Origin of the sequence: Flavobacterium sp., assembly GCF_020217025.1 — a bacterium.
In the GTDB taxonomy this organism is placed as follows: domain Bacteria; phylum Bacteroidota; class Bacteroidia; order Flavobacteriales; family Flavobacteriaceae; genus Flavobacterium.
Window position 1 is genome coordinate 1 of the sequence record NZ_JAIWOF010000008.1, and the last position, 10,000, is coordinate 10,000.

Annotated in this window: 12 protein-coding genes; 11 read left to right on the forward strand and 1 reads right to left on the reverse strand. The window is 32.7% G+C overall.

What is annotated here, in order from left to right; genetic code table 11:
• A partial coding sequence (locus LDL23_RS00305; protein ID WP_291263917.1) for a pyruvate dehydrogenase complex E1 component subunit beta occupies nucleotides 1–674 on the reverse strand: 674 nt, incomplete at its 3' end.
• Nucleotides 675–946: 272 nt separating this feature from the next.
• Between LDL23_RS00305 and LDL23_RS00310 the strand changes: the two genes are divergently transcribed.
• From LDL23_RS00310 to LDL23_RS00360, 11 genes are all read left to right on the forward strand, one after another.
• Nucleotides 947–1,693 carry an electron transfer flavoprotein subunit beta/FixA family protein gene (locus LDL23_RS00310; RefSeq protein WP_291263918.1) on the forward strand — a complete coding sequence of 249 codons (747 nt, stop codon included), beginning with the start codon at nucleotides 947–949 and terminating at the stop codon, nucleotides 1,691–1,693.
• Nucleotides 1,694–1,718: 25 nt separating this feature from the next.
• The gene (locus LDL23_RS00315) at nucleotides 1,719–2,687 is read left to right on the forward strand and encodes an electron transfer flavoprotein subunit alpha/FixB family protein (RefSeq protein WP_291263919.1); all 969 of its coding nucleotides are present in this window, start codon (nucleotides 1,719–1,721) and stop codon (nucleotides 2,685–2,687) included.
• A gap of 177 nt (nucleotides 2,688–2,864) precedes the next feature.
• A complete protein-coding gene (locus tag LDL23_RS00320; protein WP_291263920.1) occupies nucleotides 2,865–3,488 on the forward strand; it encodes a bifunctional nuclease family protein in 624 nt (207 codons plus the stop codon).
• An 18-nt stretch (nucleotides 3,489–3,506) separates the two neighbouring features.
• Entirely contained in the window at nucleotides 3,507–4,766 is a 1,260-nt protein-coding gene (locus LDL23_RS00325) for a nucleoside permease (RefSeq protein WP_291263921.1), read from the forward strand.
• A gap of 4 nt (nucleotides 4,767–4,770) precedes the next feature.
• Entirely contained in the window at nucleotides 4,771–5,109 is a 339-nt protein-coding gene (locus LDL23_RS00330; RefSeq protein ID WP_291263922.1) for a hypothetical protein, read from the forward strand.
• Nucleotides 5,110–5,134: 25 nt separating this feature from the next.
• On the forward strand, nucleotides 5,135–5,959 hold the full coding sequence (locus LDL23_RS00335; RefSeq protein ID WP_291263923.1) for a thymidylate synthase: 825 nt from the start codon (nucleotides 5,135–5,137) through the stop codon (nucleotides 5,957–5,959).
• A gap of 126 nt (nucleotides 5,960–6,085) precedes the next feature.
• A complete protein-coding gene (locus LDL23_RS00340; RefSeq protein WP_291263924.1) occupies nucleotides 6,086–7,087 on the forward strand; it encodes a hypothetical protein in 1,002 nt (333 codons plus the stop codon).
• A gap of 200 nt (nucleotides 7,088–7,287) precedes the next feature.
• Complete coding sequence (locus LDL23_RS00345; protein WP_291263925.1) at nucleotides 7,288–7,875, forward strand: hypothetical protein; 588 nt, start codon at nucleotides 7,288–7,290, stop codon at nucleotides 7,873–7,875.
• Nucleotides 7,876–7,977: 102 nt separating this feature from the next.
• Nucleotides 7,978–8,463, forward strand: a complete 486-nt coding sequence (locus LDL23_RS00350) for a dihydrofolate reductase (protein WP_291263926.1) — start codon at nucleotides 7,978–7,980, stop codon at nucleotides 8,461–8,463.
• Between the two features lie 186 nt (nucleotides 8,464–8,649).
• A complete protein-coding gene (gene ubiE, locus LDL23_RS00355) occupies nucleotides 8,650–9,381 on the forward strand; it encodes a bifunctional demethylmenaquinone methyltransferase/2-methoxy-6-polyprenyl-1,4-benzoquinol methylase UbiE (protein WP_291263927.1) in 732 nt (243 codons plus the stop codon).
• 1 nt (nucleotide 9,382) lies between these two features.
• Nucleotides 9,383–10,000: porin family protein (locus LDL23_RS00360; protein ID WP_291263928.1), on the forward strand; the 618-nt coding region annotated here is incomplete at its 3' end.

The following is a 10,000-nucleotide window of genomic DNA, read 5'->3' on the forward strand; positions in this document are numbered from 1 at the left end:
TTAGCTAATTCGTCAGCTGCTAAATGCGCTTCTTTAATAATTTTACCAAAAGAAACAATCGTTACATCTGTACCTTCTCTTTTGATATCAGCAACTCCTAATGGAATAGTGTATTCTCCTTCTGGCACTTCTCCTTTATCACCATACATTTGCTCTGATTCCATGAAAATAACTGGATCGTTATCACGAATAGCTGATTTCAATAAACCTTTAGCATCATAAACAGTTGATGGAACTACTACTTTTAAACCTGGAGTGTTAGCAAACCAGTTTTCAAAAGCTTGTGAGTGTGTTGCACCTAATTGACCTGCTGAAGCTGTTGGACCTCTAAATACCATTGGCATTGGAAATTGTCCAGCAGACATTTGACGCATTTTTGCTGCGTTGTTGATAATTTGGTCAATTCCTACTAATGAGAAGTTGAACGTCATGAATTCTACAATAGGACGATTCCCGTTCATAGCCGAACCTACAGCGATTCCTGCAAATCCTAACTCTGCAATTGGTGTATCAATTACACGTTTTGGTCCAAATTCATCTAGCATACCTTTTGAAGCTTTGTAAGCTCCATTGTATTCTGCTACTTCTTCACCCATTAAATATATTGATTCGTCGCGACGCATTTCTTCGCTCATCGCTTCACAAATAGCTTCTCTAAATTGTATCGTTCTCATGAAATTAATTTCTTTGAATTATGATTGGCAAAAGTAAGAAAAATAAAATTATTCCAATTCGTTATTAAAAAAAATGAATTTACTTTCTACTACAACCTTATAGTATTAAAAAAATGCATTTTAAGGTTGTTAAAAAAACATCATTTTAAACAATTCGTAAAAAAAAGCTAATTTATCTAAGAAAAACATATTTATTATGCGTGCATAGTTTTTATTTAGAAATTATTTTGTATTTTTGGGACTGAAAATATTCACTAACAAAATACATAAAAATGAAAATATTAGTTTGCATCAGTCACGTACCTGATACTACTTCAAAGATTAATTTTGTCAATGGTGACAGCGAATTTGACACGAATGGTGTTCAATTTGTAATTAATCCTAATGATGAATTTGGTTTAACAAGAGCCATTTGGTTTAAAGAGCAACAAGGAGCAAATGTTACAGTTGTAAACGTTGGTGGAGCTGACGCTGAAGCAACTCTAAGAAAAGCATTAGCTATTGGTGCAGACGAAGCAATTCGTATTAACGCAAACCCAACTGACGGAATGTTTGTTGCAAAACAATTAGCAGATGTAGTTAAAAATGGAGGTTACGATTTAGTAATCGCTGGAAAAGAATCATTAGACTACAACGGTGGAATGGTTCCTGGAATGATGGCTGCTATGTTAGGATACAATTTCGTAAACGCTTGTGTTGGTCTTGATGTAAATGGAAACGAAGCAAAAGTAACTAGAGAAATTGACGGTGGAAAAGAAACTATTTCTGCAGGTTTACCATTAATTATTGGTGGTCAAAAAGGTTTAGTAGAAGAAAAAGATTTACGTATTCCAAACATGAGAGGCATCATGATGGCAAGAACTAAAGCTTTAACTTTAGTAGAACCAACAGGAGATGCAACAGCAACTAAAGCCGTTAAATTTGAAAAACCAGCTGCAAAATCAGCAGTTAAATTAGTAAGTGCTGATAATTTAGATGAGTTAATCAGTTTGTTACACAACGAAGCGAAAGTTATCTAATTTCAAACCATTAAATTAAAGAATCATGTCAATATTAATATATGCTGAATCAGCAGAAGGAAAAATTAAAAAAGTAGCATTTGAATTAGCTTCTTACGCAAAAAAAGTTGCTGCTTCAATGGGAACAACAGTTACAGCTGTAACTATCAACAACTCTGACAACAGTGCCTTAGCTGCTTACGGAGTAGACAAAGTTTTAAACGTTTCTAACGACAAATTAAACAACTTTAGTGCTAAAGCTTACGCTGATGTAATTGCTCAAGCGGCTAAAAAAGAAGGAACTCAAATCGTTTTGGTTTCTTCATCTACAGACAGTTTATATTTAGCGCCACTTGTAGCGGTAGCTTTAGAAGCTGGTTATGCATCAAATGTGGTAGCTTTACCAGAAAGCACTTCGCCTTTCCAAGTGAAAAGAACTGCTTTCTCAAACAAAGCTTTCAATATTACTGAGATTTCAACTCCAGTAAAAGTTTTAGGAATTGCTAAAAACTCTTTCGGATTAGTAGAAAATGCTGCTACTATGACAGAAGAAAGTTTTGCGCCATCATTAAACGATGCTGATTTCGGAATCAAAGTTGAAAACGTAGAAAAAGTAACTGGAAAAGTAACTATCGCTGATGCTGAAATCGTAGTTTCTGCAGGTCGTGGAATGAAAGGTCCAGAAAACTGGGGAATGATTGAAGAATTAGCTTCTGTTTTAGGTGCTGCAACTGCTTGTTCTAAACCAGTTTCTGATATTGGATGGAGACCTCACAGCGAGCACGTAGGACAAACTGGAAAACCAGTAGCTTCTAATTTATACATTGCTGTTGGAATTTCTGGAGCAATTCAACATATTGCAGGTATTAACTCATCAAAAGTAAAAGTAGTAATCAACACAGATCCAGAAGCACCTTTCTTTAAAGTTGCTGATTACGGAGTTGTAGGTGATGCTTTCACTGTAGTGCCTCAATTAATTGAAAAATTAAAAGCATTTAAAGCAAGCAACTCGTAATAAAATAGTTGTTTAAAAAATATATTAAATTAAAATTAGAGTTATCTTTGTTTAGATAGCTCTTTTTTTTATTTTTGGAGCAAATGGCTAACCGTTTTTCTGTTAGCCATTTTCTGACTTTGTGATTGTATTTAAAATCCGAATCAGAGTATCAAAAAAATGATAATTAACAATTAAATGAGTTTAGTAAAATTAACTATAAAAGGTATTTCCTACAGCCAAACGCAAAACGGAGCTTATGCCTTAATCTTAAATGAAGTGGATGGCGAGCGAAAACTTCCAATTGTTATTGGTGCTTTTGAAGCCCAATCGATTGCTATTGCTTTAGAAAAAGAAATTAAACCGCCTCGCCCACTTACACACGATTTATTTAAAAACTTTGCCGACCGATTTGACATCGTAGTAAAACAAGTGATTATTCATAAATTAGTAGATGGTGTTTTCTATTCGAGTATTATTTGCGAAAGAGACAAAATCGAGGAAATTATTGATGCTCGTACTTCAGATGCGATTGCGTTAGCTTTGCGTTTTAACGCACCTATTTTTACTTACAAAAATATCTTGGACAAAGCCGGAATTTACCTAAGCATCAATCCAGCCGAAAATACCGAAAACCAAGAAAACGACGACATCCTTTCTACTCCAGAAACTTTTGGGCAAGAAGATGTAGTGGTTCCTGCGGATAGTTATTCGGGTTATTCGCTAAAAGAATTATACCAAAAATTAGACGAAGCTGTGCAAAACGAGGACTACGAAAAAGCAGCAAAAATCAGAGATGAAATCTCAAAAAAAGAATCTTAAAACTTTAATGAAACTAACATGAATGTAAAATTCAGATTAACGTTAATGAACTTTTTCCAGTTCTTCGTTTGGGGAGCTTGGCTTATTACAGTAGCAAACTATTGGTTTGGAACTAAAAATTGGGATGGAGCACAATTTGGAGCTATTTTCTCTACTATGGGAATCGCTTCGATTTTTATGCCAACAATTTGCGGAATCGTTGCCGACCGTTGGATAAACGCCGAAAAATTATACGGAGCACTTCACATTTTAGGAGGATTAACCTTAATGTATGTACCACAAGTTAGCAATCCTTCCGATTTCTTTTGGGTAATTTTAGTAGCCATGATTTTTTACATGCCAACCATTGCTCTTTCTAATTCCGTTGCTTATAACGCTTTGAAAAAAGGCGGTTTGGATGTGGTGAAAGATTTTCCACCTATTCGTGTTTGGGGAACTATTGGTTTCATTGTAGCGATGTGGATTACCAATTTAACTGGAAATAAAGCTTCTGAAAATCAATTTTACATTGCTGCAATTGCTGCGATTTTCTTGGGAATTTATGCCTTCACTTTACCAAAATGTGAACCTGAAGGAAAAACTGCAGAAAACAAATCGTTTATGGAACTCATAGGATTGAGTTCGTTTAAATTATTTGCCGATTATAAATTAGCGTTATTCTTTGTTTTCAGTATGTTCCTTGGAGCCGCTTTACAATTAACAAATGCTTATGGTGATGTGTTTTTAGATGATTTCAAACACAATCCAGTTTATGCTGATTCATTAGTGGTAAAATATTCGACTTTAATTATGTCGATTTCTCAAATTTCGGAAACTTTATTCATCTTAGCGATTCCGTTTTTCTTGAGACGTTTTGGAATCAAACAAGTAATGTTGTTTAGCATGATTGCTTGGGTATTACGTTTCGGTTTATTCGCTTACGGAAATCCAGGTGATGGATTATGGATGATTATTTTATCGTGTATCGTGTACGGAATGGCATTTGATTTCTTCAATATTTCAGGTTCATTATTCGTAGAAACCTCAACCGATTCTAAGATTCGTTCTTCGGCACAAGGTTTATTTATGATGATGACCAACGGATTTGGAGCGGTTTTAGGAAGTGTTGTAAGTGGACAAATCATTAGTTTATACTTTACTGATGCTGCTACAGGAGAAAAAGATTGGCACAACATCTGGTTAACCTTTGCAGCTTACGCGTTAGTAATTGCAATTGCATTTGCTGTTTTATTCAAACACAAACATAATCCAAAAGACGTTTCAACTATAAATCACTAAAAGTATGTTTGTAAATCATTTTTATGACTGCCCAAGTTGTAACACCAAAAACAAAGTTTCAATCGAGGAAGAAGATAGAGGGAAATTACAAATGAAAAAAGGCAATGAAATTGGCTATACTTGTAACTCATGTCATAAAAAAGAAAATATACACATCAATAAAATTTATGCCGAATCTTCAAAAATAATTTATTTAATAGCCATAATAATAAGTTGCGCATTAACAATTATATTTTGGAATCTTGGCTTTATAATTACATTATCATTCGGCTTACCAATGATGATTTATTTATACCAACAAAGTATCGCCAGAAACTTTAATAACTATAAGATTAGAAAATAAAATCTAATATAACAAGGTCAAAAAAATGCAACAATATCACGATTTAGTAAAACACGTATTAGCAAACGGCAACCAAAAAGGCGACCGTACCGGAACTGGAACCTTAAGTGTGTTTGGGTACCAAATGCGTTTTGATTTAAGCGAAGGTTTCCCAATGGTAACCACTAAGAAACTCCACTTAAAATCGATTATTTACGAATTGTTGTGGTTTTTAAAAGGCGATACGAATATCAAATATTTACAAGAAAACGGTGTAAAAATTTGGGACGAATGGGCGGATAAAAATGGCGATTTGGGTCCGGTTTATGGCCACCAATGGCGCAATTGGAACAGCGAAGAAATTGACCAAATTACCGAATTAATCGAAACGCTAAAAACCAATCCAAACAGTAGAAGAATGTTAGTTTCTGCTTGGAATCCCAGTGTTTTGCCGGATACTTCAGTTTCGTTTGCGGAAAATGTTGCCAATGGAAAAGCCGCTTTGCCTCCATGTCATGCGTTTTTTCAATTTTATGTGGCGGATGGAAAATTAAGTTGCCAGTTGTACCAACGCAGTGCTGATATTTTCTTAGGCGTTCCGTTTAATATTGCTTCTTATGCTTTGTTTACGATGATGATTGCACAAGTTTGCGATTTACAAGTAGGCGAATTCATCCACACCTTTGGTGATGCACACATTTACAACAACCATATGGAACAATTAGAATTACAATTGTCTCGCGAGTGCCGACCTTTACCAACGATGAAACTAAACCCAGAAATTAAAAATATTTTCGATTTCAAATTTGAAGATTTCACGTTAGAAGGCTATGACCCACATCCGCATATTAAGGGAGTTGTGGCGGTTTAGGAATTAACAACAGACTGATTAATACAAAATCAAAAAAATTAAGATGTATATGAATGTTTTATAATAATTACATAAATCGTCTCTAATTTTATTTGAAATTAAACTTCTATTTAAAAATAAAAATTCTTGACTTATAGTGAGCACATTGAAGAGATTAGAAAACGAACTAATGTTGCATTAGTAAAAGAAGTAGATTTTGAATTCGATTTTACAAATCCTGAATTTGCAAAGAACGTATTGAATATTTGCATTGAGGAAGCAAATATTGTACGTGAAAAATTCAAAATTAATCTTTGTTTTGGGATCAGATTTTATGACAAAATAAATGCTAGTGCAAGTATTGAAAATGGAAATACAATTTTAATTAATCATAAATTAATCAATGAATTAGAAAATGTAATTAATAAAAATATCAAATTATATTTTCAAGACCAATTTACAAAAATTTCAAATATTCCCCTCAACGAAGATGACCTCTTCCAAATGTATACTAAGCTATGTACCACATACCTTTTTTATCATGAGTTAGCACATATATTTCAATTAAATAAAGCTAAAAATCCTTCTCAATTTTCATTTACAGAACAATATGAATATAATTCTGTGTTTAATATTAAAAATCATATATATGAATTAGACGCAGATTTATTTGGAATAACCTTTAGTACTGCTTTCTTTTTAGGCTATCCATTCCAAACTAAATATCTCAATAACCCAGTAATTCAATTTCATTTACTAACATTATACATTGGCATAATTGGTAGTTTATTTATTACGTTTTCAAACAAAAAGCATAAAGAAATTTACTTCAAAGAAAATTCCCATCCTCACCAAATAATTAGAATTTACTCATGTATTGAACAAATAATGTTTACTTTCTCTAACTATGTGAAATACTCATCTGATTTGGGACCTAAATCCCCATATTCTAAAACAATTATTTTAAAAGCCTATTCATTATTAGATTTTCAACATAATATAACGTCATTAAATTATTCAGAAATAGCAGAAAAGAATATCAGGGAAATTGATGCTTACACTGAAGAAATTGAAATACTAAATAACAATTATCACGAATTAACTAGACATAATGGTAGAGAAATATACAACATTTTATCGAAACTTTAAAGTTAAAATTAGTGAACAAAACTTGAAATCGGGAAATATTTAACAAATCATTTTATTGTAAAGCAATCTTCAAAAAATAAAAATTTAAAATCTTTTAAAGCATTTTTGATTAAGGTTCTATTTTAGTTGTAGAACAATTTTAAATAATTCCCCACAAAATACTACCTTAGCGTTTTCATTCGTTTCCTAAACCTTGCATTATGAAAACATTGGTACAGAAAAAAAACTTTGTCACACGAGAATTGCGTATTTCGGATGCTAAATTGTTCTGTAAAGTTTCTAAGTTTGGCAATACGAATGAAATTGATATTCCGTTTGAAAATATTGATGGCGAGAAAGTTTCGCTTAAATCTTCGAATAATGTGTTGCTCTTGGTTTCTATGGGCCTAAATCTATTGAGTATTATCAACATATTTTTAGACTTTAGTAAATGGATTTCGCTTCTTGGCTTTGTTATTGCTACGATTTTATTTGTAATTTACTGGTTAAGTATTGGCGATTTTTGGCAAGTAAAACTTATGGATGGTAACAGCATTTTAGTCGTAAAAGACGTTCCCGATGCTAAAACCGTAGATCATTTTATCAATGAAATAATCAAAGCGCGAAACAACTATTTAAGAGAAAACTTTGCCAGTATTGATGAAAATTTAGACTACGAAAGTCAATTGAATAATTTCAAATGGTTAAAAGCCATCAAAGCCATAACCAAAGAAGAATTTGAAGCCAAACACGAAGAACTAAAAAAAATCTATTTCCACTCCGATTTGAATATTGGATTTAATAAATAATACTAGAGAAGCGGTTGTATTAAGCTCTAAAACCAAGTTTTAGCACAATCACAATCAGAAAAACTTTGATAAATTCTTTTCAATCTTAGATTATAATAAAAAATGATTACAATTATAGCAGCCGCATCTGAAAACAATGCTTTAGGAAAAGACAATCAATTGGTTTGGCATTTGCCAGATGATTTTAAGCGTTTCAAAACCACTACATCAGGACATTACATTGTGATGGGAAGAAAGACTTTTGAAAGTTTTCCAAAACCATTACCCAATAGAACGCATATAATCATCACGCGCCAAAAAGAGTATGAAGCTCCAGAAGGTTGTTTCGTTGCGAGTAGTTTACAAAAAGCCATTGATTTATGCCCGAAAAATGAAGAAGTTTTCATCATTGGCGGAGGGGAAATTTACAATCAGTCTATAGAAATAGCAGATAAAATCGATTTAACTCGCGTGCATACTACGATTGAAGCCGATACTTTTTTCCCTGAAATCGATGCGGATAAATGGGAATTGGTTTTCGAAGAATTTCATTCTAAAGACGAAAAACACGATTATGATTTTACTTTTTTAACGTACGTTAGAAAATAGTTTTTTTGGAACGCAGATGACACTGATTTGACGGATTTTCACAGATTTTTTAAATTTCTTAAATCCGTGTTCCTAAAAAAATTAAAATTATTTCCTTGATATTGATTTTTGAAGTTGCTATTGAAATTGAATTTTGCAATTGTATTTGATTTTTTATCAGTACTTTTGTTGTCCAAAATTAAGAAAATGTCAAAAAATATAACGCCATACAAAGATTCAGAATTAGGTAAAAAAGAACAAGTTGCTCAAATGTTTGACAACATTTCTGGCAACTATGATGGTCTTAATAAAGTAATTTCTTTTGGCACCGATGCAAAGTGGAAGCAAAAAATATTGAAAATGGTAGCAGCAAAACAGCCAAAAACTATTTTAGATATTGCCACTGGAACAGGTGATTTAGCAATTTTATTTGCTACTACTTCGGCTACTGAAATTATTGGTTTGGATATTTCGCAAGGCATGCTTGACATTGGAAAGAAAAAAATTGCAGCGCAACATCTGGATTCTAAAATCCAAATGGTTTTAGGTGATGGTGAAAACATTCCGTACCCTGATAATTATTTTGATGCCATTACTGTAGCGTATGGTGTGCGTAATTTTGAAAATTTAGAAAAAGGTTTAACAGACATTTTAAGAACGTTAAAACCAGGTGGCCAGTTGATTATTTTAGAAACTTCGGTTCCTACGCAATTTCCGTTTAAACAAGGATATTACGTTTACACCAATTTCATCATGCCAACTATTGGTAAATTATTTTCAAAAGATAAAAAAGCGTACCAATATTTGTCTACTTCGGCACAAAATTTCCCATTTGGAGAAGCCTTAAACAATATTTTGAGAAAAATTGGGTTTATAGAGGTGAAGCATCTACCTCAAACCTTTGGAGTAGCGACTATTTATCAAGCATCTAAAAAATAACATGAAGAAGTTACTGTTTTTATTACTTTTTTCGCCCATCCTTTTGGCTCAAGAAGGCATGTTTAGTAAAGACCCAATTATCAATAAAGAAAATTGGAACAAACAGCGTATTCATTGGGGATATTATTTAGGATTTAATAGTTTAGATTTTAAATTTGATTATTTATCGGTTACCCAAGATATTGAAGTTAAATCTACTACGGGTTTTAACGTAGGTTTGATAGGCAATCTAAGATTAATGGAATTTTTAGATTTTCGCTTTGAACCTGGTTTATATATTACACAAAGAAATCTTATTTATCCAAATATTACCGATCCTGTAGACCGATTACGAGAGGTAAAATCAACTTATATTTTCTTTCCATTTTTGTTGAAATATTCTGCCTTACGTACTGGAAATGTACGTCCGTATCTTGTAGGTGGTGTATCTACAGCCTTAAATTTAGGGAGTAATGCCAAAGCTCCAGATGACAATTATAACGATAGATTCCGAATGACAAAATGGACCAATTTCTACGAAGTAGGGTTTGGTATTGATTTATATTTAGAATATTTCGTGTTTTCACCTTCTATACGAGGTGTTTTCAGTATGAATGATGAATTAATTCGCGACAACACT